Origin of the sequence: Pseudomonas sp. GM55, assembly GCF_000282395.1 — a bacterium.
GTDB lineage: Bacteria > Pseudomonadota > Gammaproteobacteria > Pseudomonadales > Pseudomonadaceae > Aquipseudomonas > Aquipseudomonas fluorescens_CC.
The window spans coordinates 39903-64151 of record NZ_AKJJ01000091.1 but is presented as its reverse complement, the minus strand read 5'-3'; the positions used below and the strand labels follow the sequence as shown (position 1 = coordinate 64151).

Here is a 24249-nt window from a genome sequence, read left to right as displayed (position 1 = left end):
CGAGACTTTTTGGTTCCTTTTGGGGCGTTTGCCAAAAGGGACTCGCCGTAAGGGCGAAACCCCAAGTCGCCGTTACCCAAATAATGGATATGTACTCAGTCAACAAAGCAAACGCCGGCTATCAGGCCGCCTGAGCAGGCAAACCGGATTGCCGAACCGCCGCTTGATTGAGAATTAGAAATCCCGCTTGTAGAAGATGTCCAGCGAACTGGCCACGCCGCCGGCGGCTTCGAGGTAGACCTTTTTGCTCAGCTTGTAGCGCAAGGCAATGGTGTTGGCCGGTTCGAACACGCCAACGCCATAGCGCAGGCTGAGCTTCTCGGAAATATTGCCGCTGGCCACCACACTGGTGGTGGTGCCGCTGCCCTGGGTGTCGAGCTGGAAGTCCTGGATCCCCAGGTTCTTGGCCAGATCGCCAGTCACTCCGGCACTGCCCATCAGGCCCAGACCGAGGGCTGCCTGGGCAAGCATGTTGTTGTCTTCGCCATTGCTGCTCAGCGGACGCCCGAGCACCAGATAGGACAGGGCCTGCTCCTGGCTCATGGCCGGCTCGGAGAAGATCTGTGTGGTCGGCTGCTCGGCGCTGCCACTCAAGCGAATGCCGGCGATGATGTCGTCGGTCTTGCGAATGGCCTCGATGTCCAGGTACGGCTGATCGATGGGACCTGCAAATAGCAAACGTGCCCGACGAACCGAGAGCCGCTGCCCGTAGGCGCGATAACGGCCGTCGTTGAGCCACAGCTCGCCACGGGTGTCCATGTTGTCGCCGATGTGCACATGCCCCTGCACATTGGCCGTCAAGCCAAACCCGGCAAAGCTCAGCTTGTCTTCGCCGACCAGCACTTCGATGTCCATCTTCATGGCCAGCGGCGGCTTGCCCTGCTCGGTTTGCTGTCCGACGATCACCGTGTCATCGGAGACCTTGACCGTCGACGGCGGCAATTCGCGAATGGTGATCTCACCCTTGGGCACCAGCACTTTGCCGGCGATGGCCAACTCGTCGCCCTTCATCGAAATTTTCAGGTCCGGTGCGACTTCCAGCTTGGCGTAAGGCTCGACAGTGACCGGCAACTGCGCCCCCTTGAGCGCCAGATCCACCACCAGCGCCTGACCCCAGGCGATGTTGCCATTCAGGCTGCCCTGCCCGGCCTTGCCGCTGTTCCAGCCGCCATTGAGCTGCACGCTTTCACCGGCGATCAGCGCTTGAACGTGCAGGTTTTGCAGCTCCATCGGCAACTCGGGCCCGGCCACCACGCCGTCACTGAGTTGCAGGCTGCCATTGACCTGCGGCGCCAACAGCCCGCCGGAAATCGTGCCACTGCCATTCAGGCGCCCGGCCAGCTTTTCGACCATGGGCACGAACGGCCGCGCCACCGACAGGTCCAGCCCGCTCAAGCGGAACGAGCCGCTGAGCGGTTTGTTCTTCGGCAACGGATTGAGCTGCGCCTGCACCATCAGCTCGCCGAGCTTGCCACCGGCGAAATCGAGTTCGGTGTCGATGCGTTTGGGCGTGAGTTTGCTGGTGAGTTTCAGGGTCTGGTACGGGAAGTCCAGCCACTGGTCCTTTTCCTTGATACGCAACGTGCCGCCGCCGGCGTCGACGCTGATCAGGCCGTTCGGACCACTGGCCGGCAGGTCCAGTTGCAGGTCGGCATTGAGCCGTCCCTGCCAGGCGAAATCCTTCGGCAACCATTGCGCGAGGCTGTCGATCGGGAATTGCTTGAGGTGATAACGCAGCTTTGGCTCGGGCATCAGGCGCGAGTCTTCACCGCACAGGCTGGCCTGGCCGGATGCCCAGCAATGGGCGCCGAAGTTGATTTTGCCGTCCGCCAGGCGTTCGAGTTTCGCCGGCCCTTGCAGCCTCCAGTCCTGGCCACCGGCCTGGATATCACCGCTGGCCAGGCGGCCACGCCAATTGCCTTGGTCCAGAATACCGTCCAGGCCCAGGGCCAGTTTCAGCTTCGGTCCTTGCAAGTCGAGGCTCAGCTTCTGGTTTTTGATGTCGCCCTGGCCGCTGGCGGTCAGCGTTCCCAGCGCGGTGTCGCCGGCCCGGATGCCACTGCCCTTGAGGTCGACTTTCGCCCGTTGCGCACTGTCCAGCGTGGCGTCGAGGTTCAGGCTTTGCAGGCGATTGTCCTGGAAGGCCAGTTGTGAGCCTTGCAGGTCAAGCTTGCCTTGGGGCGCCTTGAGTGTGCCGGCGACATCCACGCGGCCATTGAGTTGGCCGCGCAGTTGCGGCCAGAGCTGGGCCAGGTGCGGTAGCTTGAGATCGATCTGCCCGGCGAGTTTCTGTTGCAGGCTGCCTTTGCCGCTGATGCTGTTATCGCCGAGGCGAACTTGCAGGGCGTTGAGGTTCCATTGCTCACCACGGCCGTCGGCCTTGGCCTGGATCACCGCCGGTTGCCCCCGCAGTTTGCCCTTGAGGTCCAGGTCGGCATTGAGGCTGAGCGTTTCATTCTTCATCTCGCCCTGGCTGCGCAACGGCCCGGCCAGGGTGCCCGGTAGCTCTGCAACCCAGTACGCCGGGTTGATCGCCGACAGGTCGAGCGCGGTGTCCCAGGCAATGCCGTCGGCGAATTGCAGGTTCAAGTGCCCTTCAGCCTTGCCCTGCCCGGCTTCGAGTTGAATCTGTTGCAGGTAGATTTTCGTCAGGTCGCCCGCGAACGGACTGGCCAGGGTGAACGCGCCGGCCGGACCATCCGCCGCCGCGTCAAAATGACCGAGGTACTTGCCGTCGGTGTAGGACACCTCGCCATTGAAGCGGCGCAACGCCACCTCCGGCTCGTCGATCAGCGGATAGAGACGGTGCCACGGGAAGTCCAGCCAGTCGATCTTCGCCTCGGCGCTCAGGCCTTTACTCCAATCCAGAAGCCCTGTGAGCTTGAGACTTTGCTTGTCATTGGCGGTCAGGTCCAACGCAGCGATCTGCGCGCCCCTGGCGTCGACCTTGCCTTGCAGCGCCAGCGCGACTGGCCCTTGCTCGGCAGGTAACGTGGCTTTGCCGAGCAGCGCGTAGCCGCTTTTCAAGTCGCCAGCCCCCGTGAGCTCAAGCTGATTGAGCTGCAGGGTGTCCGGCAGCTCGGCACTGGGCTTGAAGCCATCGGCGGTGATTCGCACCTTGGCCGGCAGGTTTTCCACCAGCGGTTGCAGTTCGCCTGTCAGTTGCCCGTTGAGGTAACCGCTACTGTCGGCTTTCAGGTTCAGGGTTTTCAGCAGGTCGCCGTCGATTTTCAACGCCAGCGCCAAGGGCTCGGGCGTCGACAACAGGGTCAGTTTGCCTTCGGCGCTGAGCGGCCAGTGACCGCTCGGTTGCAGCAGGCCGGACAGGTTCAGGCTCAGGTCTTCGCGCTGTAACGATACCGCATCGATCTTCAAACCGGCCGCCGTCCAGTGCGCCGCCAGTTGCAAACCCTTGAGCTCTTCGCTGCCGTTGAACAGCAGGCTGCCGACCTTGATCTCCCCCAGCTCGATGGCCAATGGCAACTTCAGCTCCGGGAGCGTGATCGGGCCGCTGCTCGGCTCTTCTGCACCCGGCGGGAAGGTCAGGCTGACCTGATCGGCCTGCAATTGCTCGATGCACAAGGTCATGCGGGTCAGGCACAGCGGCGACCAGGCAAAAATCACCTGGCTCAGCTCGACCCGGTTGTCGGCCTGTTGCCACAACACCCGGTCGGCACTCCACTGCCCGCCCAGCCGGCCCTGGAAGTTTTCCAGGGTCAAACCCGGGACGAAGCCCAATGCCCAGCGGCTGCCCGTCGCCGTGCCCAACACCGTGGCCAGCGTCAGGACAACCAGCATCAACAGCGCCGCCATCGCCAGCAGCGTTACTTTCAAACCACGCTTCACAGCTCAGGCCCCATGGAAAAGTGCAGTCGAATGCCGCCATCGTCGTCCAGCGCATGGGCCAGGTCGAGGCGGATCGGCCCCACCGGCGATACCCAGCGCACGCCGATACCAACCCCGGTCTTGAGGTTCGGCAGTTCGAGTGTATTGAAGGAGTTGCCCTGATCGACAAAGGTCGCGATCCGCCATTTTTCGGCGATGGAATACTGATATTCCGCGCTGGCGGCCACCATGTAGCGACCACCGATGCGGTCACCGTCGGAGTTTTCCGGGGACAGGCTCTGATAGTCGTAACCGCGCACACTCTGGTCGCCACCGGCGAAGAAGCGCAACGACGGCGGTACCGATTTGAACCCGTTGGTGGCACTGCCGCCGACCTGCACCCGCCCGAGGAAGCGATGGTTGTCGAACACCGTGGTCAAGCCTTTGACCAATGCCGTGCCGTAGATCAGGTTACTGTCGGAACCCAGACCTTCCTTGGCCACTTTGCTTTCGAATGCCAGGCGATAACCGTTGTGCGGGTCGATGCGGTTGTCGCTTTTAAGGTACGAATAACTCACACCGGGCATCAGCAAGTTGCTGAGCCCCGAGTCGTCACCCAGTTGGTAATCCTCACGCTGCCACTTCAGCGATACCACCCGTTGCCAGCCGCTGGGCAATTTGCTGTGCCACTCGGGGCCCAGGGTCAGCAGCTTGCTGTGGGTGTCGGTGCCCGCTATATCCTCATTCTGATAGCCGCCGGCAAAACGCAGTTTGTCCGTCAGCGGTGGGTCCAGCGGAATGTCGTAGAACAGCCCGACGTTTTGCCGTGGTGCCGAAACTTCGGCCTCCCAGCCGTAACTGTGCCCTTGCGCGTTGACCCAGTGCCGGGTCCAGTTGGCCTTGGCCCGTGGGCCGACGTCGGTGGAGAAACCCAGGCCCAGGCCCATGGTCCGCGGCTTGCGGGTTTCAAGCTTGACGTCCACCGGGATCGCATCGTCCCTGGACGCCGAGGGTGCCGCGTCCACGCGCACGCCTTCGAAGTAGCCGCTCGATTGCAGGTTCTGATTGAGTTCGGCGATCAATTCCGAGTCATAGGGCGTACCGGCCTTGAAAGGCACCATGCGCTGCAGCAGCTCGTCATCGAACGGCGTATCACCTTCGAAGCTGACCTTGCCCAGGGTATAGCGCGGACCACTTTCATAGATCAATTCGATATCGGCGACGCCGGCCCGCGGGTCGACCGACAGTTTTGAACGGGTGAAGTGGCCGCTGAAAAAGCCATACCGCGAAGCCTGATTCTGGATCAGGCGCTTGGCGTCCTCGTAGTGGCCATGATTGAGCACGGCACCGGGCTTGAGCGCGTCGCTCTTGGGGACTCGAAAGGATTTGAGGGAGGCTGCCGGACCGTCGACACGCACCGTGACATTGCGCAGATGCACCGGCTCGCCGGGGTCGACCTTCAATACCAGGCGCGGCGTGTCGCCACCCTTCACCTCGCTGTCGATGTTCGGCTGGTAATAACCCAAGGCCTGGGCGGCCTTGCGCGCCTGTTCTTCGGCGCCACGACTGAAGCGCTGCAAGGCTTCTTCGTCACGATCGCCGAGGCTGCCGATATAGCCCTCTATATTGGCCTTCAGTTCATCATTGGACGGTTTGACCCGCACATCCAATTCACTTTGTGCCAGCGCCGCGCAGCTGATCATCAGCATCAGCACACCGCTGGTATTTCTTCCTGGAAACTTCATAGGCGCGGATGCTATCACGAGCATGGATCATGAACATGGAAGCGTGATAGAGCCTGACATGCAAAGAAAGTTCGCGGTTCAGGCCGATGCGCTGTGTAACACTTGGGGATTGGGGTGAAAAAACACATGCTCGCGAATCGGTCCTACGGCGACCTCACCGATTTCTTCATAACCCTGACGCTTGTAGAACTCCAGATAACGCGGATTGCCGGTGTCGAGAATCACGCCCTGTGAGTGTTCATCCACCGCGCACCAGTTGTGCACGGCCTGCAGCAACTGCTCGCCGAAGTGTTTGCCCTGAAACTGCGGATGCACCCCCAGCAATGGCAGGACGTGCACCGAGTCGTTGGGCACGCAGGCCTCCACGGCAGCGTGATATTCGAGGTAGCGACGTGTGCAGCGAAATCCCGTGCTGAGCACCATGCGCAGGCGCCAGGCCCAACTTTCGGTGACGCCAAGACGACGTTGCGGCGGTGCGATCAGGGCGATGCCGATCAGGCGGTCGTTGACCAGCAGGCCGATGGCCGGCAGGTCCTGGAGAAAATGCTGGGTCACCAGTTCGCGCACGGTGGCGCGAACCCGCTGTTCGTAACCGGGGCGTTCGGCTTCGAACAAATAGCCGAAGGTCGGCTCGTGTCGATAAGCCTGGTACAGCAGCGAACGCGCTTCGCGGGCGTAGCCGCTGTCGAGCATGTGAATATCGGCGATGACGGTCGAGGTTTCGGGCATGACGGTTGATCTCCCCGGCACAGCTCGGATGGCTGCGCTCTTGTTGTTACGAGCTGATTGGCACCGACACAGTTCCTTACAGATTCGCAATCAGTGTAGGCAATGAAATCGCCTTCGCGAGCAAGCCCGCGCCCACAAAAGCGAAGACAGGCTCATAACCTGTGGGAGCGGGCTTGCCCGCGAAGGGGCCAGGACTGTCTACACAGATCTGATAGAACACAGTAAATCCCCTCCCCCCACACTGGCCCGATTCCCACATGTCAGCTAGCATCGCCCTTTTGCCAGGACTGCCGACCATGAAGATCGTCTCCTTCAACATCAACGGGCTGCGCGCCCGCCCCCATCAGCTGGCGGCGCTGATCGAAAAGCACCAGCCCGATGTGATCGGCCTGCAGGAAACCAAGGTCCACGACGACCAGTTCCCCCTCGATGAAGTCAAGGCGCTGGGCTACCACGTGTATTTCCACGGGCAAAAGGGCCACTACGGCGTCGCCCTGCTCTCGCGCCAGGAGCCGCTGGCCCTGCATAAAGGATTCGCCACCGACGAAGAAGACGCCCAACGGCGTTTCATCTGGGGCACCTTCGCCGACGCCAACGGCGTGCCGGTGACCATCATGAACGGTTATTTCCCGCAGGGCGAAAGCCGCGACCACCCGACCAAATTCCCCGCCAAGGAACGCTTTTACAACGATTTGCAGCAATTGCTGGAAAGCCAGTTCAAGAACGACCAGCCACTGGTGGTGATGGGCGATGTGAACATTTCCCCGGAAGACTGCGACATCGGCATCGGCCCGGACAATATGAAGCGCTGGCTGAAAACCGGCAAATGCAGCTTCCTGCCGGAAGAGCGCGAGTGGATGGCCCGCCTGAAAAACTGGGGCCTGGTCGACAGTTTCCGTCACTTGAACCCGGACGTGACCGACACCTTCAGCTGGTTCGACTACCGCAGCCGTGGCTTTGAAGACGAGCCCAAGCGTGGCCTGCGTATCGACCTGATCCTCGCCTCCCACGGCTTGCTGCCACGGGTGAAGGCCGCCGGGGTGGACTACGAGCTGCGCGGCATGGAAAAACCTTCGGACCATGCGCCGATCTGGCTTGAGTTGAGCTAACGTCCAACGGCCACATCAACCCCCTGTAGGAGCGAGCTCGCTCGCGATAGCGGTCTTACATTCAACATCGACATTGAATGTGATGGCCCCATCGCGAGCAGACTCGTTCCCACATTTGCAAAGTGTCATTTTTCGGAAACCTTACTGACTTAATCTCCCGACACCTCCTTTGGCTCTATAAGGTGCCGGCATGATGCTGCGCGTGTTGTTCCTGTTAATGCTGTGCATGGGCTTGCCGCAAGCCGCCTCGGCCGGCGACTTGCCGACACCCGAACACGGCCCGGTGCTGCGCATTCACGGCTCCAACACCATCGGTGCGGCATTGGGGCCGGCGCTGGTCGAAGGGTTGCTGAGCGCACAGGGCCTGCGCAGGATTCACCGCGAAACCCCGGACACCGCCAACGAACTGCGCATTGTCGGCGAAACCCTTCAGGGCCGTCGGGTCGTGGTTGAAGTGGCAGCCCATGGCTCCAGCACCGGTTTCACCGCGTTGAAAACAGCCAGTGCCGACCTGACCGCTTCATCGCGCCCGATCAAGGACAGCGAACTGGCCAGCCTGCAATCGCTCGGGGACCTGAAAAGCCCGAGCGCCGAACAGGTCATCGCCATCGACGGCCTGGCGATCATCCTTCACCCGGACAATCCGCTGAATCAACTCGACACCGTGCAACTGGCGCGCATCTTCAGTGGCGAAGTGACGACCTGGGAAGACGTCGGCGGCCACGGTGGGCCGATTCATCTGTATGCGCGGGATGATCGGTCCGGGACCTACGACACCTTCAAGGAACTGGTCCTCAGTGGTCGCGGGAAAAAACTCGGCAGCGCGGCGAAACGTTTCGAATCCAGCGAACAACTGTCCGATGCGGTCAGCGCAGACCCACAAGGCATCGGCTTCATCGGTTTACCCTACGTGCGCCAGGCCAAGGCCGTGGCCATTGTCGACGGTCAATCGCAAGCCATGCTGCCGCTCAATAGCCTGATTGCCACGGAAGACTATCCACTGTCCCGCCGATTGTTTTTCTACCTGCCACCCAACGAACAAAATCCCTGGGCCAAAGCCCTGGTGGCCTTTGCCCAAAGCACTGGCGGTCAAGCCATCGTGGCCGCCAACGGCTTTATTGCCCAAACCGTCCAGGCCATGGCCGTTACCCCCAACGCGTTGATGCCCGAGGGTTATCAGGCGCTGAGCCGTCACGCGCAACGGCTGTCGGTGAACTTCCGTTTCGAGGAAGGCAGCGCCACCCTGGACAACAAGGCCCGACAGGACCTGTGGCGGGTGCTCGACTATATAAAGCAGCACGGCAAGACCGATGGGCAGGTCACGCTGGTGGGCTTTGGCGATGCCAAGAGCGACCCGGCGCGCGCCGACCTGTTGTCGAAACTGCGGGCCATGGCGGTACGGCGGGAGTTGGTGAAGAGCGGCGTGGTGTTTCGCGAGATTCGTGGATTCGGTGCCGAAATGCCGGTAGCGGCCAATAGCGCCGATGAGGGAAGGATCAGGAATCGGCGGGTTGAGGTTTGGGTGTATTGAATCTGGTGTTGCTGTGTTGAATCGGCTGACGCCATCGCGGGCAAGCCCGCTCCCACAAGGACTGCACCGAACCTGTGGGAGCGGGCTTGCCCGCGATGAACGATAACGCGGTGCCTGTCAGTGGCTGCTACGCATCATTTCCTTCGGCACATACTTGCCGATCTCGAACTTGCCAATCGCCGCACGGTGCACTTCGTCCGGGCCGTCGGCCAGGCGCAGGGTGCGCTGCATCGCGTACATGTAGGCCAGCGGGAAATCGTTGGAAACCCCTGCCCCGCCATGGATCTGGATCGCCCGGTCGATCACGCGCAACGCAACGTTTGGCGCGACGACCTTGATCTGCGCGATCTCGCTGCGGGCCACTTTGTTGCCAACCGTGTCCATCATGTACGCCGCCTTCAGTGTCAGCAGGCGTGCCATGTCGATCTCCATCCGCGAATCGGCGATCTTGTCGACGTTACCGCCCAGCCGCGCCAATGGTTTGCCGAATGCCGTACGGCTCACCGAGCGTTTACACATCAGTTCCAGTGCTCGTTCGGCCATGCCGATCGAACGCATGCAGTGGTGAATCCGGCCCGGGCCAAGGCGACCTTGCGCAATTTCGAAGCCACGGCCTTCGCCCAGCAAGACGTTTTCGTACGGCACCCGGACATTCTCGAACAGCACCTCGGCGTGACCGTGGGGAGCGTCGTCGTAGCCGAACACCGGCAGCGGACGCAGGATTTTTACCCCGGGGGTGTCCACCGGCACCAGAATCATCGAGTGCTGGGCGTGACGTGGCCCGTCCGGATTGCTCAGCCCCATGAAAATCAGGATTTTGCAGCGCGGGTCGCAAGCACCCGAGGTCCACCATTTCTTGCCATTGATCACCCACTCGTCGCCATCGCGCACCGCACGGGCGGCCATGTTGGTGGCATCGGAGGATGCGACATCCGGTTCGGTCATGGCGAATGCCGAGCGGATCTCGCCGCGCAGCAAAGGTTCGAGCCAGCGTTGTTTCTGCTCTTCGTTGGCGTAACGCACCAGCACTTCCATGTTGCCGGTGTCCGGTGCCGAGCAGTTGAACGGCTCTGGCCCCAGCAGCGAGCGGCCCATGATTTCCGCCAGCGGCGCGTATTCGAGGTTGGTCAGGCCCGCACCCAGTTCGGACTCAGGCAGAAACAAATTCCACAGGCCTTCGGCCTTGGCCTTGACTTTGAGCTCCTCCATGATCGCGGTCGGCTGCCAGCGATCGCCTTCGGCGACCTGGCGTTCGAACACGGCTTCGGCGGGATAAACGTAGGTGTCCATGAACGCAGTCACGCGCTCGCGCAGTTCCTGAACCTTGGGCGAATAAGCGAAATCCATGAGCGAGATACCTTCTTGGGGGAGGTTGTTTAGATCATGCAATCGATGCTAGAACAGCGTTGATAATTTACCTAGCCTATTCTCGGCGTGTATTAACATTCATCACCGATATATGATCGACTGATCGTCACGGTCCGTCCGCCCACACAATAAGAGAGCCCGCGTAATGAATCTGAGCAAGGTCGATCTCAACCTTTTCATCGTCTTCGACGCGATCTACACCGAAGCCAATCTGACCCGCGCCGGGCAAATCGTCGGCATCACCCAACCGGCGGTGTCGAATGCGCTGGCGCGTCTGCGCGAGACCTTCAACGACCCGCTGTTCGTGCGCACCGCCCAGGGCATGGTGCCGACGCCCATGGCCCAGAACATCATCGGTCCGGTACGCAACGCGCTCTCGCTGCTGCGCGTGTCGGTGCAGGAAAGCCGCATTTTCAACCCGCAGCAAGCGGTCAAGACCTACCGCATCAGCATGACCGACCTCACCGAAGCGGTGATCCTGCCGCCGCTGTTCCAGCGCCTGCGCCGCCTGGCACCGACGGTGATCATCGAAAGCTTCCTGTCCAAACGTCGCGAAACCACCAAGGAACTGGCGGCCGGACGCCTCGACTTCGCGGTCGATGCGCCGCTCAACACCGACCCGCAGGTACGTCACGTCAAGTTGATGGAAGACCGCTACGTGTGCGCCATGCGCAAGGGGCATCCGCTGGCGGGCAAGGAGAAGCTCACGCTGGATGATTACCTGAGCCTGACCCACATCCATATTTCCAGCCGCCGCAGTGGCCTTGGTTATGTCGACCTGGCGCTGGGCAAGATGGGCATCCAGCGCAAGATCGCCCTGCGCTCCCAGCATTACCTGATGGCCTCGCAAGTGTTGCAGCAGACGGACATGGTCATGACCGTGCCGGAACGTTTCGCCCGCCGCAACGACCTGCACGCCTTCTACCTGCCGGTCAATGATGTGCCACCGGTGGAAACCCACCTGTACTGGCACGAAAGCACCGACCAGGACCCGGCGAACCGCTGGATGCGCGAGCAGATGATCGAGTTGTGCCAGCAGGTGACGGCGCAGGAGAAAAAGCTCGAGAAGGTTTAAGGCTTGATACCGAGGTGTCCTTGATCGCGGGCAAGCCCGCTCCCACAAAGAATTTCGGTGTACCCAATTTTGTGCATGACCAAGATCCTTGTGGGAGCGGGCTTGGTCCGGGCGGCGATCCGACGATGAGGCCCGTCAGCACACAGAAAACCCCTGCCCCTTGACGTAAACGTCAACCTGCCATTAGCTTAGCGCCATGACCTTTTGCGAGCGCGCCCATGAGCAGCCAGACCTACAGCATTTCCGATCTCGCCCGCGAGCTCGATATCACCACCCGGGCCATTCGCTTTTATGAAGAGCAAGGCCTGCTCAGCCCTGAGCGCCGTGGCCAGGAACGCATTTACTCGCCCCGCGACAAGGTCAGTCTGAAGCTGATCCTGCGGGGCAAACGCATCGGTTTCTCGCTGGCTGAATGCCGCGAGCTGATCGAGCTTTACGACCCGTCCAGCGGTAACACCAAGCAACTGCACAGCATGCTGGCGAAAATCAGCGAGCGCCGTGAGCAGCTTGAGCAGCAGTTGCTGGACATCGAACAGATGAAACTGGAGCTGGATACTGCCGAAGAACGCTGCGTGCAAGCGCTGGAGCAGACGCTCAAAAGCCAGGAATCAATTCAGTAAATCCACACCGCCCTCTGTAGGAGCGAGCTTGCTCGCGATGGCCGTTAACGATAACGCGTGTCTGCTGGATAAACGCGGTGCCTGGGAGTCCATCGCGAGCAAGCTCGCTCCTACAGGTTTTTTGCACATTCAGACAATCAGCACAGGTCGAAGCCCATGTCCCTCCCCACCCACGTACGCATTGTCGAAGTCGGCCCACGCGACGGCCTGCAGAACGAAGCCCAGCCCATCAGCGTCGCCGACAAGGTGCAACTGGTCGACGCGCTCACGGCCGCGGGCCTGGGCTATATAGAAGTCGGCAGTTTCGTTTCACCCAAGTGGGTGCCGCAGATGGCCGGTTCCGCCGATGTCTTCGCGCAGATCCAGCGCAAACCGGGTGTGGTGTATGGCGCGCTCGCTCCCAACCTGCGCGGTTTCGAAGATGCCCTCGCCGCCGGAGTCAAGGAAGTGGCGGTGTTCGCGGCGGCATCCGAAGCTTTTTCCCAACGCAACATCAATTGCTCGATCAGCGAGAGCCTGGAGCGTTTCGGGCCGATCATGGACGCCGCCAGACAACACGGGGTAACCGTGCGCGGGTATGTGTCCTGTGTGCTGGGCTGCCCCTATGAAGGTAACGTCGCACCGGAGCAAGTTGCCGTAGTCGCTCGCGAGCTCTATGCCATGGGCTGCTATGAGGTCTCGCTGGGGGACACCATCGGCACCGGCACCGCTGGCGCAACCCGCAAGATGTTTGAAGTGGTATCAAAGGATGTCCCCCGGGAAAACCTCGCGGGGCACTTCCATGACACCTACGGTCAGGCTGTGGCCAACATCTACGCCAGTCTGCTGGAAGGCATCTCGGTGTTCGACAGCTCCATCGCTGGCCTGGGCGGCTGCCCCTATGCCAAGGGCGCCAGCGGTAACGTCGCGACCGAAGACGTGGTTTACCTGCTCAACGGCCTGGGTATCGACACCGGGATCGATCTCGACGCCTTGATGCTCGCCGGTCAGCAGATTTGCACAGTATTGGGTCGCCCTACCGGTTCCCGCGTGGCCAAGGCGCGCAGCGCACAGTGAGTACGCTGAGTGTGTCCGGGTGTTACCGCGCAGACTCAAACGTGGGCGCAGGCGAGTAACACGGAAACAAAATGTAGGGTTTTGCCTGAGGCGAAAAACCCTACAAATCTACAAGTCGTTGATTTTAAAGGCTTTTTAAAAGTTGGCACGGCTCCTGCTATCTCTCTCGCACAACAAGAATAAAAAAATTGCGACAAACCTAATAAAAACAAGACGTAACGACTCTGACATAACAAAAACAACACGGCAGAGACGCAGCTAACAGATTTTTTTGGAGAAGATGTGCTTTTCAGGGTGCTTTTCGGAGTGACCCGCAACCGGACAGAGAACAATAAAACTACCTTCAGGTAGCTCCCGAACTGGTTGGATCGCTTGGCGAAAAAGTAGATCAGCGCTCAAAAAAATACGTTTGCTCTTGATCCCGGATGGGGATCGCCAAAAACAGCGGTAAAGGGCAACGGTTGCCAAAAACAAAAACAGACCGACCCTCAATAATAAAAAAAGAGCACGCGCAACGACAAATTAAAGGGGAGCTTCGGCTCCCCTTTGTGCTGTCTGACATTCAGGTTTTACACCGCCCCCTGTAGGAGCGAGCTTGCTCGCGATGGCGGCAGACCAGTCAACATGAATGCTGAATGACCCTCCGCCTTCGCTGGCAAGCCAGCTCCTACAGCTTCGCTTTGAGCTCCGCAACGCTTATCTCGCGCATCCGGAATTTCTGGATCTTGCCGGTCACGGTCATTGGAAACTCCTCGACGAACTTGAAGTAGCGCGGCGTCTTGAAGTGCGCGATGCGCTCCTTGCACCAGGTTTGCAGCTCTTGCTCGGTGGCGCTGTGGCCGGGGTGGAACTTGATCCAGGCGACGATCTCTTCGCCGTAGCGCGAGCAGGGAATGCCGATCACCTGAACATCCGCAACAGCCGGATGAGTGAAGAAAAACTCTTCCAGCTCCCGCGGGTAAATGTTCTCACCGCCGCGGATGATCATGTCCTTGTTGCGCCCGGCAATGCACACGTACCCCTCATCGTTCATGCTCGCCAGGTCGCCGGTGTGCATCCAGCCTGCCTGATCGATGGCTTCTGCTGTACCTTGCGGGTTGTTCCAGTAGCCGAGCATCACGCTGTAGCCACGGGTACACAGCTCACCGATGGTGCCACGGGGTACCAGGTTGCCCGCCTCGTCAATGATCTTGCTTTCCAGTTGCGGCTGGGTGCGCCCGACCGTGGTGACGCGCAGTTCCAGATCGTCCGACGGACCGGTCTGCAACGACACCGGGCTGGTTTCCGTCATGCCGTAGGCAATCTGCACTTCACTCATGTGCATTTCGCTGATGACCCGGCGCATCACTTCGATAGGACATGTTGCGCCCGCCATGATCCCGGTGCGCAGGCTCGACAGGTCGAATTCCGCGCGTTGCGGCTGATCGAGCATGGCGATGAACATGGTTGGAACCCCGTACAACGCCGTGGCCTTTTCTTCGGCAACAGTGTTGAGGGTCAGCAGCGGATCGAACGCGTCATTCGGATAAATCATTGTGCTGCCATGGGTGATGCAGCCGAGGTTGCCCATGACCATGCCGAAGCAGTGATACAGCGGCACCGGGATCACCAGGCGATCGGCCGCCGTCAGGCCCAGGCTTTCGCCGACCATGTAGCCATTGTTGAGGATGTTGTAGTGGCTGAGGGTCGCGCCCTTGGGGAAACCGGTGGTGCCGGAGGTGTACTGGATATTCACCGGCTGATCGAAATGCAGGCTGTCCTGACGCTCATGCAGTTGCTCGAGCGTCACGCTGCCCGCCAGATCGGCCAGTTGCGACCATGGCAGGAACCCCGACGGTGGCTGCGCATCCAGGCTGACGACACCCCGCAACTCCGGCAACCGCTCGCTGTGCAACTTGCCGATGGATTGCTCGGCCAGTTCCGGCACCAGGCCTTGCAGCATCGCGTGGTAGTTCGAGGTCTTGAAGGCCCCGGCGCATACCAGCCATTGGCAACCGGATTGCTTCAGTACGTATTCGAGTTCGGAACTGCGATACGCGGGATTGATGTTGACCAGAATCACGCCGATTTTCGCGGTGGCAATCTGGCTGATGCACCACTGCGCACAGTTCGGCGCCCAGATGCCGAGGCGGTCCCCGGCTTGCAGCCCCAACGCCAGCAGTGCTCTGGCGTGAAGGTCCGCGGCCTCGGCCAATTGCCGCCAGGTGTAACGCAGCTGTTGATGGCGCACCACCAGCGCCTCCCCGTCCGGGTACTGCGCAACCGTGTTGTCGAACGCCTGGCCGATAGTCATCGCCAGCAAGGCTTTGTCCTGGGAACCACGGGTGTAACTGCGTTGCGGGCTTGCACTGGGTTGATCCATGACGACCCCTATTGTCTTTATTAATGGGCTACTCGCGGTTACCTGTAGGAGCGAGCTTGCTCGCGATGGAGGTCAACGATGACGCGTACTGCCTGAAAAATGCGTCGCCTTTAAGTTCATCGCGAGCAAGCTCGCTCCCACAAGGTTCGTCCGCGTTCTATCTTGAACTGCCTCTACTCTCGCTCAAGTTGACGTTAACGTAAAGGGTGATTGACAGCCATTCGTCACAGGTTTACGTTAACGTAAAGGTGAGAACTGATTGACTGTCTCACCAACCGACAAAAAAGCCAAAAGGTGACCCATGAGCTATCCATCCCTGAACTTTGCCCTCGGTGAAACCATCGACATGCTGCGCGATCAGGTTCAGTCCTTCGTCGCCAAAGAGATCGCCCCGCGCGCCGCTCAGATTGACACCGACAACCTGTTCCCCGCCGACCTGTGGCGCAAATTCGGCGACATGGGCCTGCTGGGCATTACTGTGCCGGAAGAGTACGGCGGTGCCGGCCTGGGTTACCTGGCCCACGTGGTGGCCATGGAAGAAATCAGCCGTGGTTCGGCCTCGGTGGCGTTGTCCTATGGCGCCCACTCCAACCTCTGCGTCAACCAGATCAATCGCAACGGCAATCACGAACAGAAATCCAAATACCTGCCGAAGCTGATCAGCGGCGAGCACATCGGCGCATTGGCCATGAGCGAACCGAATGCCGGTTCCGACGTGGTCTCGATGAAACTGCGTGCCGATAAACGCGGCGATCACTACGTGCTCAACGGCAGCAAGACCTGGATCACCAACGGTCCGGACGCCAACACCTATGTGATCTACGCCAAGACCGACCTGGAAAAAGGCCCTCACGGCATCACCGCCTTCATCGTCGAGCGCGACTGGAAAGGCTTCAGCCGCAGCAATAAGTTCGACAAGCTCGGCATGCGTGGTTCGAACACCTGCGAGCTGTTTTTCGATGACGTCGAAGTGCCGGAAGAAAACATTCTCGGCGTGCTCAACGGCGGCGTGAAAGTGCTGATGAGCGGCCTCGACTACGAGCGCGTTGTCCTGTCCGGTGGCCCGACCGGGATCATGCAGGCGTGCATGGACCTGATCGTGCCGTACATCCACGACCGCAAGCAGTTCGGCCAGAGCATCGGCGAATTCCAGCTGATCCAGGGCAAAGTCGCCGACATGTACACCCAACTCAACGCCAGCCGCGCCTACCTGTACGCCGTGGCCCAGGCTTGCGAGCGCGGCGAAACCACGCGCAAGGACGCCGCCGGGGTAATTCTCTATTCCGCCGAACGTGCCACGCAAATGGCCCTCGACGCGATCCAGATTCTCGGTGGCAACGGCTACATCAACGAATTCCCGGCCGGCCGTCTGCTACGTGACGCCAAGTTGTACGAAATCGGCGCCGGCACCAGTGAGATCCGTCGCATGCTGATCGGTCGCGAACTGTTCAACGAAACCCGCTAAACGGAGCTGCCCATGGCTATCCTGCATACCCAGCTCAACCCTCGTTCAGCGGAGTTCGCCGCCAACAGCGCGGCGATGCTCAAACAGGTCGATGCCCTGCACACCCTGCTCGCGCAAGTGGCACAAGGTGGCGGCCCGAAGGCTCAGGAACGCCACACCTCGCGGGGTAAATTGCTGCCCCGCGAGCGCATCAACCGCTTGCTGGATCCGGGTTCTCCGTTTCTGGAAATCAGTCAACTGGCGGCCTATGAGGTGTATGGCGAAGACGTTCCAGCGGCTGGCGTGATTGCCGGGATTGGCCGCGTGGAAGGCGTCGAATGCATGATCGTCGCCAACGACGCCACGGTAAAAGGTGGCTCGTATTACCCACTGACGGTGAAAAAACACCTGCGCGCCCAGACCATCGCCCAGCAGAATCACCTGCCGTGTATCTATCTGGTGGATTCGGGCGGTGCCAACCTGCCGCGTCAGGATGAAGTGTTTCCGGACCGCGAGCACTTCGGGCGGATCTTCTTCAACCAGGCCAACATGAGCGCCATGGGCATTCCGCAGATTGCCGTGGTCATGGGCTCCTGCACCGCTGGCGGCGCGTATGTGCCGGCGATGGCCGACGAAGCAATCATGGTCCGCGAACAAGCGACGATCTTCCTCGCCGGCCCGCCGCTGGTGAAGGCCGCGACCGGTGAGGTGGTCAGTGCCGAAGACCTCGGTGGGGCCGATGTGCATTGCAAGATTTCCGGGGTGGCCGACCATTACGCCGAGAGCGACGAGCACGCTCTGGCACTGGCGCGCCGCAGCGTCGCCAACCTCAACTGGCGCAAGCAAGGTGAGGTTCAGCAACGCACGCCGATCGCCCCGCTCTACAGCAGTGACGAGTTGTACGGTGTGGTCCCGGCCGACGCCAAGCAACCATTTGACGTGCGCGAAGTGATTGCGCGACTGGTGGACGGATCGGTGTTCGACGAGTTCAAGGCGCTGTTCGGGACAACGCTGGTCTGCGGTTTTGCTTACCTGCACGGTTACCCGATCGCGATCCTCGCCAACAACGGCATTCTCTTCGCTGAAGCGGCGCAGAAAGGCGCGCACTTTATTGAGCTGGCCTGTCAGCGCGGCATTCCGTTGCTGTTCTTGCAGAACATCACCGGATTCATGGTCGGCCAGAAATACGAGGCCGGCGGTATTGCCAAGCACGGCGCGAAGCTGGTGACGGCGGTGGCTTGCGCCAAGGTGCCGAAGTTCACGGTGATCATCGGCGGCAGCTTCGGCGCCGGTAACTACGGCATGTGTGGCCGCGCCTACGATCCGCGTTTCCTGTGGATGTGGCCGAACGCACGCATCGGCGTGATGGGCGCCGAACAGGCTGCCGGTGTTCTGGTGCAGGTCAAGCGCGAACAGGCCGAACGCAGCGGCCATGGTTTCAGTGCCGAGCAGGAAGCCGAGATCAAGCAACCGATCCTCGACCAGTACGAAGAACAGGGTCACCCCTACTACTCCAGTGCTCGCTTGTGGGACGACGGCGTCATTGACCCGGCCCAGACCCGCGACGTACTGGCCCTGGCCTTGTCCGCGTCGTTGAACGCGCCAATCGAACCGAGCCGCTTCGGCGTGTTCCGGATGTGATTTTTTGTAGGGGCGGGCTCGCTCGCGATGGTCGTCAACGATAACGCTGAAAGCCTGACACCCAGCGGCGTCCTCAAGATCATCGCGAGCTTGCTCGCTCCTACAGAAGAACAGAATTGTGGAGACGGACAATATGAGCGACTTCAACACCCTCGAACTGCTGACCGACCCGCGTGGTTTTGCCACCCTGTGGCTCAGCCGTGAAGAAAAGAACAACGCCTTCAATGCCGAAATGATCCGCGAGCTGATCCTCGCCCTCGACAAAGTCGCCAGCGATGCCAGCCTGCGATTTCTGATCGTGCGCGGCCGCGGCAAACATTTCAGCGCCGGCGCCGACCTGGCCTGGATGCAGCAATCGGCCGAACTCGATTACGCCACCAACCTTGATGACGCCCGGGAACTGGCGGAGTTGATGTACAACCTGGCCAAACTGAAAGTTCCGACCCTGGCCGTGGTACAAGGCGCGGCCTTTGGCGGCGCGCTGGGCCTGATCAGTTGCTGCGACATGGCCATCGGTGCCGATGACGCGCAGTTCTGCCTGTCGGAAGTGCGCATCGGCCTTGCGCCGGCGGTGATCAGTCCGTTCGTGGTGCAAGCCATCGGCGAGCGCGCTACTCGTCGCTATGCCTTGACCGCGGAGCGCTTCGGCGGGCAACGGGCACGGGAAATCGGTCTGTTGTCGGAAAGCTATGCAAGTGCCGAACTGGAACAGAAAGTCGAGCAGTGGATCGACAACCTGCTGCTCAACAGCCCGGCCGCGATGCGCGCCAGCAAGGAGCTGTTGCGCGAAGTCGGCGACGGCTCACTGACCCCGGCATTGCGCCGCTACACCGAAAACGCAATCGCCCGCATCCGCGTCAGCCCGGAAGGCCAGGAAGGCCTGCGCGCCTTCCTGCAAAAACGTCCGCCGAGCTGGCAAGCCGAAACCACCAAGGAGCCCCGCTGATGAGCGCACCAGTCCTCACCACCCTGCTGGTGGCCAACCGTGGCGAAATCGCCTGCCGGGTGATGCGTACCGCCAAGGCGCTGGGCCTGACGACCGTGGCCGTGCACAGCGCCACCGACCGTGACGCCCGGCACAGCCGCGAAGCCGATATTCGTGTCGACCTCGGTGGCAGCAAAGCCGCCGACAGCTACCTGCAAATCGACAAACTGATTGCCGCCGCCAAGGCCAGTGGCGCCCAGGCGATTCACCCCGGCTACGGCTTTCTGTCGGAAAACGCCGGGTTCGCCCGCGCCATTGAAAGCGCCGGTCTGATATTCCTCGGCCCGCCTGCCTCGGCCATCGACGCCATGGGCAGCAAATCCGCCGCCAAGGCCTTGATGGAAACCGCCGGCGTGCCGTTGGTGCCCGGTTATCACGGCGAAGCCCAGGACCTGGAAACCTTCCGCGCCGCCTGCGAGCGCATCGGCTACCCGGTGCTGCTCAAGGCCACCGCGGGTGGCGGCGGCAAAGGCATGAAAGTGGTCGAGGACGTCAGCCAACTGGCCGAAGCCCTGGCCTCGGCACAGCGAGAGGCACAATCGTCGTTCGGCGATTCGCGGATGCTGGTGGAAAAATACCTGCTCAAGCCACGTCACGTGGAAATCCAGGTGTTCGCCGACCAGCACGGCAACTGCCTGTACCTCAACGAACGTGACTGCTCGATTCAGCGGCGGCACCAGAAAGTCGTCGAAGAAGCCCCGGCACCAGGCCTGAGCCCGGAACTGCGTCGCGCCATGGGTGAGGCCGCCGTGCGTTCAGCCCAGGCCATCGGTTATGTCGGCGCCGGCACCGTGGAATTTTTGCTGGATGCGCGTGGCGAGTTCTTCTTCATGGAGATGAACACCCGCCTGCAAGTGGAACACCCTGTTACCGAAGCCATCACCGGCCTCGACCTGGTGGCCTGGCAAATTCGCGTGGCACGCGGCGAAGCGTTGCCGATCACTCAGGATCAGGTGCCACTGGTGGGGCACGCGATCGAAGTGCGGCTGTATGCCGAAGATCCGGGCAATGATTTCCTGCCGGCGACCGGTCGCCTGGAGCTTTATCGCGAATCCGCCCAGGGGCCGGGGCGCCGAGTGGACAGCGGCGTTGAAGAGGGCGATGAAATTTCGCCGTTCTACGACCCGATGCTCGGCAAGCTGATTGCCTGGGGCGAGGACCGTGAACAGGCGCGCTTGCTCCTGCTGAGCATGCTGGACGAATTCGCCATCGGCGGTCTGAAGACCAACATCAATTTCCTGCGGCGCATCATCGGCCACCCGGCATTTGCCGCTGCCGAACTGGATACCGGATTCATTCCGCGCTATCAGGAACAGTTGCTGCCGACGCCAGCGCAACTCAGCGATGATTTCTGGCAGGCCGCTGCTCAGGCGTTTGCCCAGAGCCAGCCGCCTGCAACCCGTGCCGATGATCCGAGTTCGCCATGGGCGGCGGGTAATGGGCTGCGTGCCGGTTTGCCGAGAGAAATCACCCTTCACTTGAGTTGTGAAGGCCAGGACCGGGCGCTGACGCTGGGCGACATCGATGCCCACAGCGCTCGACTCAAGGGCGAGCAGTTGCTGACCGAGCAGGCTGGTGTACGCCGTCAACACCGCGCAATACGCCGTGGCGAGTATGTGTATTTGCAGTGGGATGGCGAGTTGCGCCGCATCGAGGCTTACGACCCGATCAGCGCCGTCGAGGCCAGCCATAGCCATCACGGCGGGCTGACCGCACCGATGAACGGCAGCATCGTGCGCGTGTTGGTGGAGGCCGGGCAAACGGTCGAAGCCGGGGCGCAACTGGTGGTGCTGGAAGCGATGAAAATGGAGCACAGCATCCGCGCACCCCATGCCGGGGTGATCAAGGCGCTGTATTGCCAGGAAGGCGAGATGGTCAGCGAAGGCAGTGCGCTGGTCGAACTGGAAGAAGCGTGAAATGAAGATCGGTCCTACGCCTCGCGAGGACCGATCTGATCAAAACTTGGTCGTTGCCTGAACCACTACGCCGATGATTCGACATTCGTCGGTGTACAAGGCTTTCGGATACGTCGGATTGAGCGGGACCAGGTAACGCTGCCCGCCCTCTTCGATCAACTTGCGGAACGTGGCTTCGGCGCTGTCCGGCCACTGGGCAATGACCAGTTTGCCAGGCACGGCTTCCACGGCCGGGTCCACCAGAATCAGCATGCCTTCCGGGATGCTGATGCCATTGGGTGCGGTCATCGCATCACCTGCCACTCTCAACCAGAACGCCGCCCCCCGAGCGTGGTAATCGGACAGTTCAGAACGCCCCTTTGCGTACACCGCGACTTCGCCGTCGCGCACTTCGGCCGGTTCACGCCAGTCACTGATCGGGTAGCGAAAGTACGGGTTGTACTTCTGTGTCAGGGGGATTTCGTCGTCGGTTGACGCCTGCGGTTCCCGGATCACCAGCGCCACCTCGAGAAACTCGAGGCCCAGCGCCCGCAGCACACGATTCATGTCTTCGATGCCGGGTTCACGACGTTTGTTGAGCCAATGGCCAATGCCGCCCTGGGACATCCCGAGGCGCTCGGCGAGTATCTCTTGAGTGATTTTGAGTTCACTCATCTTGGCCTTGACCAATTCGATCCATTTATCCATGTGCGGCACGATACGTGGGTGACTCCGGCCATCAAAACACAAGTTGTAGTATTTAAATTATCGTCACAAATACAGTTCGTACTAGTATCAATTCACGGATCTGAATCTAACACGGAGCTTGCCATCACCATGAACCCACCCGCCAATGACCTGTCGGACATGCAAATCGACACCACCCTCACCTCGCCCCAAGGCTCAGCGGCTGCACAACGCGCGCTGGACTATTACTTGAAACCAGCTATTTCCGAGGACGTTGCCGAGCCGCGTTTTTTTGATGTGAACCGCAATGTTAACGGCGAAGAGGCACTGGTTCATGCCTTGGACCTGCTGCGCTGTGCTGCCGCCACCGCGTATGAATCAGCCAGCCACCTGCAAGGCGCAAACCGCGACCTGGCGTTTTCGGCTGTGCATATGATCGACATGGCCAAAGCGATGGTCGATCGTTCGCTGGAGAAGTATGAAAACGGTCGAGGTGAGAAGGTAAATCGAGAGGAGAGGAAAGAATTTTCCTATCGCGCAGGTGAAAACGTTTGACTTGCAAACGAGAATGATTATTATTGCATCAACTGATCGCGAGATCAGTCGATGGACCAGGTGACCTTAGGTCGGTCTCCTGGACTATCTCCTCATCAGGCTAATCACGGTTTTTGACCCGGCTTTTTGCCGGGTCTTTTTTTGCCAGTTTTCTGGCTGTTGGCTTCAGGCTAATGAAGTCTTTGGGTGTCGCAAATTCGATGGCGCGAATGATATCAAAAGAATGGCGCCCGGCAAGAGAAGCCCGCCATCACTGGTTCAAACCAGCGACAAATAGCACTTGAGAATCAATCGCACAATCTCTAAGCTGCGACTGCGTCAAGGAGGACGCCCCCCCTGCACCCCGCAATTTCCCTCGGTTTCACCCCACTCTTGCGTGTAAAGTAGCCGCCATAAAAATCATATTCAGGACCCGATTATGGCCGTGGCTAAATCCTCTTTCGACATCAGTGCCAACTTCGACAGCGGCAACATCCAAGTCATCGACATCAGCGACCCGCTAAGACCGCTTCTGGCCATTCGCCCGGACACCCGCAGTGCTCATTTCCAGTGGTTCCACTTCAAGGCCAGCGGCCTGCATGTCGGGCAGGAGCACTGGTTTCGCCTGAACAATGCCAGCCAATCCTCCTATAACAAGGCCTGGACCGGTTATCAGGCGGTAGCGTCCTACGATCACGTCAACTGGTTCCGCGTACCGACCATTTTTGAAGGTGACTGCCTGCGCTTCGGCCTCGAAGCCGAGCAGACCCACGCCTGGTTCGCCTACTTCGAACCCTACAGCCGTGGTCGCCACGACTGGCTGATCGAGCAGGCGCTGAGCAAGGCTGGCACTGAGTTGCTGGCCACCGGCAAAAGTGTCGAAGGTCGCGACATCCAGTTATTGCGTAAAGGCACCGGGGCCGAAGGCCGGCGCAAGGTGTGGATGATTGCCCAGCAACATCCGGGCGAACACATGGCCGAGTGGTTCATGGAAGGCGTGATCGAGCGCCTGGAAAAACAGGACGATCCGGTACTGAACAAACTGCTGGCCAGCGCCGACCTGTACCTGGTGCCGAACATGAACCCGGATGGTGCTTTCCACGGCCACCTGCGCACCAACGCCATGGGCCAGGACCTCAATCGCGCCTGGCAGAGCGCCAGCCAGGAAATCAGCCCGGAAGTCTTTTTCGTGCAGCAGCAGATGGAAAAGTATGGCGTCGACATGTTCCTCGACGTCCATGGTGACGAGGAAATCCCCCACGTATTCACCGCCGGTTGCGAGGGCAACCCCGGTTACTCGCCGCGGATCGAAAAGCTCGAGGAGCACTTCCGCAGCCATCTGAAGCACACCACCAAGGACTTCCAGACCAAGCACGGGTACACCCGCGACGAACCGGGCAAAGCCAACATGACGCTGGCCTGCAACAGCGTCGGGCAGAAGTACGACTGCCTGTCGCTGACCCTGGAAATGCCGTTCAAGGATCACGATAATCATCCGAACGTGGAAACCGGTTGGTCGGGCAAGCGGTCGAAACAGCTGGGCAAGGATGTGCTGACCACGCTGGCCGATATGGTCGATACCCTGCGCTGACCACCTGTGGCGAGGGGCTTGCCCCCTCGCCACAATGATTGATCGGCAGCTT

Annotated in this window: 16 protein-coding genes and 1 pseudogene; 11 read left to right on the top strand and 6 right to left on the bottom strand. The window is 60.5% G+C overall.

All coding sequences use genetic code 11. The features are described from left to right. Window positions 1–174: 174 nt before the first annotated feature. From PMI31_RS22370 to PMI31_RS22360, 3 genes are all read right to left on the bottom strand, one after another. Window positions 175–3846 carry a translocation/assembly module TamB domain-containing protein gene (locus PMI31_RS22370; RefSeq protein WP_008020913.1) on the bottom strand — a complete coding sequence of 1224 codons (3672 nt, stop codon included), beginning with the start codon at window positions 3844–3846 and terminating at the stop codon, window positions 175–177. Further along, a complete protein-coding gene (locus tag PMI31_RS22365; protein WP_043302566.1) occupies window positions 3843–5570 on the bottom strand; it encodes an autotransporter assembly complex protein TamA in 1728 nt (575 codons plus the stop codon). The genes PMI31_RS22370 and PMI31_RS22365 overlap by 4 nt, the downstream gene beginning before the upstream one ends. A 78-nt stretch (window positions 5571–5648) precedes the next feature. Continuing rightward, the gene (locus tag PMI31_RS22360; protein WP_008020908.1) at window positions 5649–6299 is read right to left on the bottom strand and encodes a GNAT family N-acetyltransferase; all 651 of its coding nucleotides are present in this window, start codon (window positions 6297–6299) and stop codon (window positions 5649–5651) included. Window positions 6300–6595: 296 nt separating this feature from the next. Here PMI31_RS22360 and xthA point away from each other — a divergent pair, with 296 nt between their 5' ends. Together xthA and PMI31_RS22345 are read left to right on the top strand one after the other, a co-directional pair. Then, window positions 6596–7408 carry an exodeoxyribonuclease III gene (gene xthA / locus PMI31_RS22350; protein ID WP_008020906.1) on the top strand — a complete coding sequence of 271 codons (813 nt, stop codon included), beginning with the start codon at window positions 6596–6598 and terminating at the stop codon, window positions 7406–7408. 190 nt (window positions 7409–7598) lie between these two features. Continuing rightward, window positions 7599–8939, top strand: coding sequence for a substrate-binding domain-containing protein (locus PMI31_RS22345; RefSeq protein WP_008020905.1), 1341 nt, complete (start codon window positions 7599–7601; stop codon window positions 8937–8939). A 117-nt stretch (window positions 8940–9056) separates the two neighbouring features. Here PMI31_RS22345 and PMI31_RS22340 read toward each other — a convergent pair whose 3' ends face one another. Further along, entirely contained in the window at window positions 9057–10286 is a 1230-nt protein-coding gene (locus tag PMI31_RS22340; protein WP_008020903.1) for an acyl-CoA dehydrogenase, read from the bottom strand. 166 nt (window positions 10287–10452) lie between these two features. Between PMI31_RS22340 and PMI31_RS22335 the strand changes: the two genes are divergently transcribed. The 3 genes from PMI31_RS22335 to PMI31_RS22325 all read left to right on the top strand — a co-directional run bounded on the left by PMI31_RS22335 (window position 10453) and on the right by PMI31_RS22325 (window position 13058). Next, the gene (locus PMI31_RS22335) at window positions 10453–11382 is read left to right on the top strand and encodes a LysR family transcriptional regulator (protein WP_007970503.1); all 930 of its coding nucleotides are present in this window, start codon (window positions 10453–10455) and stop codon (window positions 11380–11382) included. Window positions 11383–11600: 218 nt separating this feature from the next. Then, window positions 11601–12002 (top strand): MerR family transcriptional regulator, encoded by a 402-nt coding sequence (locus PMI31_RS22330; RefSeq protein WP_007980992.1) that lies wholly within the window; start codon window positions 11601–11603, stop codon window positions 12000–12002. 156 nt (window positions 12003–12158) lie between these two features. Next, window positions 12159–13058, top strand: coding sequence for a hydroxymethylglutaryl-CoA lyase (locus tag PMI31_RS22325; RefSeq protein WP_008020901.1), 900 nt, complete (start codon window positions 12159–12161; stop codon window positions 13056–13058). A gap of 667 nt (window positions 13059–13725) precedes the next feature. Here PMI31_RS22325 and PMI31_RS22320 read toward each other — a convergent pair. Further along, window positions 13726–15420 (bottom strand): AMP-binding protein, encoded by a 1695-nt coding sequence (locus PMI31_RS22320; RefSeq protein ID WP_008020899.1) that lies wholly within the window; start codon window positions 15418–15420, stop codon window positions 13726–13728. A 301-nt stretch (window positions 15421–15721) separates the two neighbouring features. On the opposite strand from PMI31_RS22320, the gene PMI31_RS22315 reads away from it, so the two are divergent. From PMI31_RS22315 to PMI31_RS22300, 4 genes are all read left to right on the top strand, one after another. Beyond that, entirely contained in the window at window positions 15722–16885 is a 1164-nt protein-coding gene (locus PMI31_RS22315) for an isovaleryl-CoA dehydrogenase (protein WP_008020898.1), read from the top strand. A gap of 12 nt (window positions 16886–16897) precedes the next feature. Continuing rightward, window positions 16898–18505 carry a carboxyl transferase domain-containing protein gene (locus PMI31_RS22310; protein WP_008020897.1) on the top strand — a complete coding sequence of 536 codons (1608 nt, stop codon included), beginning with the start codon at window positions 16898–16900 and terminating at the stop codon, window positions 18503–18505. Window positions 18506–18638: 133 nt separating this feature from the next. Next, the gene (locus PMI31_RS22305; RefSeq protein WP_008020896.1) at window positions 18639–19451 is read left to right on the top strand and encodes a gamma-carboxygeranoyl-CoA hydratase; all 813 of its coding nucleotides are present in this window, start codon (window positions 18639–18641) and stop codon (window positions 19449–19451) included. After that, on the top strand, window positions 19451–21406 hold the full coding sequence (locus PMI31_RS22300) for an acetyl/propionyl/methylcrotonyl-CoA carboxylase subunit alpha (RefSeq protein WP_008020895.1): 1956 nt from the start codon (window positions 19451–19453) through the stop codon (window positions 21404–21406). Before PMI31_RS22305 ends, PMI31_RS22300 begins: the two co-directional genes overlap by 1 nt. A 39-nt stretch (window positions 21407–21445) precedes the next feature. Here PMI31_RS22300 and PMI31_RS22295 read toward each other — a convergent pair whose 3' ends face one another. Further along, window positions 21446–22093: a LexA family protein gene (locus PMI31_RS22295; RefSeq protein WP_008020894.1), complete on the bottom strand. Its 648-nt coding sequence runs from the start codon at window positions 22091–22093 to the stop codon at window positions 21446–21448. 129 nt (window positions 22094–22222) lie between these two features. On the opposite strand from PMI31_RS22295, the pseudogene PMI31_RS22290 reads away from it, so the two are divergent. Then, window positions 22223–22558, top strand: a pseudogene (locus PMI31_RS22290) (DUF6124 family protein); the annotation flags it as partial. Between the two features lie 487 nt (window positions 22559–23045). After that, window positions 23046–24197: a M14 family metallopeptidase gene (locus tag PMI31_RS22285; RefSeq protein ID WP_008020890.1), complete on the top strand. Its 1152-nt coding sequence runs from the start codon at window positions 23046–23048 to the stop codon at window positions 24195–24197. The last annotated feature ends 52 nt before the right edge of the window (window positions 24198–24249 follow it).

What these genes read in the sequence shown, in the direction of transcription:
- PMI31_RS22320 (WP_008020899.1), bottom strand. Translation starts at nt 15,420, where the DNA reads ATGGATCAACCCAGTGCAAGCCCGCAACGCAGTTACACCCGTGGTTCC.
- PMI31_RS22295 (WP_008020894.1), bottom strand. Translation starts at nt 22,093, where the DNA reads ATGGATAAATGGATCGAATTGGTCAAGGCCAAGATGAGTGAACTCAAA.
- PMI31_RS22325 (WP_008020901.1), top strand. Translation starts at nt 12,159, where the DNA reads ATGTCCCTCCCCACCCACGTACGCATTGTCGAAGTCGGCCCACGCGAC.
- PMI31_RS22315 (WP_008020898.1), top strand. Translation starts at nt 15,722, where the DNA reads ATGAGCTATCCATCCCTGAACTTTGCCCTCGGTGAAACCATCGACATG.
- PMI31_RS22285 (WP_008020890.1), top strand. Translation starts at nt 23,046, where the DNA reads ATGGCCGTGGCTAAATCCTCTTTCGACATCAGTGCCAACTTCGACAGC.
- xthA (WP_008020906.1), top strand. Translation starts at nt 6,596, where the DNA reads ATGAAGATCGTCTCCTTCAACATCAACGGGCTGCGCGCCCGCCCCCAT.
- PMI31_RS22345 (WP_008020905.1), top strand. Translation starts at nt 7,599, where the DNA reads ATGATGCTGCGCGTGTTGTTCCTGTTAATGCTGTGCATGGGCTTGCCG.
- PMI31_RS22365 (WP_043302566.1), bottom strand. Translation starts at nt 5,570, where the DNA reads ATGAAGTTTCCAGGAAGAAATACCAGCGGTGTGCTGATGCTGATGATC.
- PMI31_RS22330 (WP_007980992.1), top strand. Translation starts at nt 11,601, where the DNA reads ATGAGCAGCCAGACCTACAGCATTTCCGATCTCGCCCGCGAGCTCGAT.
- PMI31_RS22310 (WP_008020897.1), top strand. Translation starts at nt 16,898, where the DNA reads ATGGCTATCCTGCATACCCAGCTCAACCCTCGTTCAGCGGAGTTCGCC.
- PMI31_RS22360 (WP_008020908.1), bottom strand. Translation starts at nt 6,299, where the DNA reads ATGCCCGAAACCTCGACCGTCATCGCCGATATTCACATGCTCGACAGC.
- PMI31_RS22340 (WP_008020903.1), bottom strand. Translation starts at nt 10,286, where the DNA reads ATGGATTTCGCTTATTCGCCCAAGGTTCAGGAACTGCGCGAGCGCGTG.
- PMI31_RS22300 (WP_008020895.1), top strand. Translation starts at nt 19,451, where the DNA reads ATGAGCGCACCAGTCCTCACCACCCTGCTGGTGGCCAACCGTGGCGAA.
- PMI31_RS22305 (WP_008020896.1), top strand. Translation starts at nt 18,639, where the DNA reads ATGAGCGACTTCAACACCCTCGAACTGCTGACCGACCCGCGTGGTTTT.
- PMI31_RS22335 (WP_007970503.1), top strand. Translation starts at nt 10,453, where the DNA reads ATGAATCTGAGCAAGGTCGATCTCAACCTTTTCATCGTCTTCGACGCG.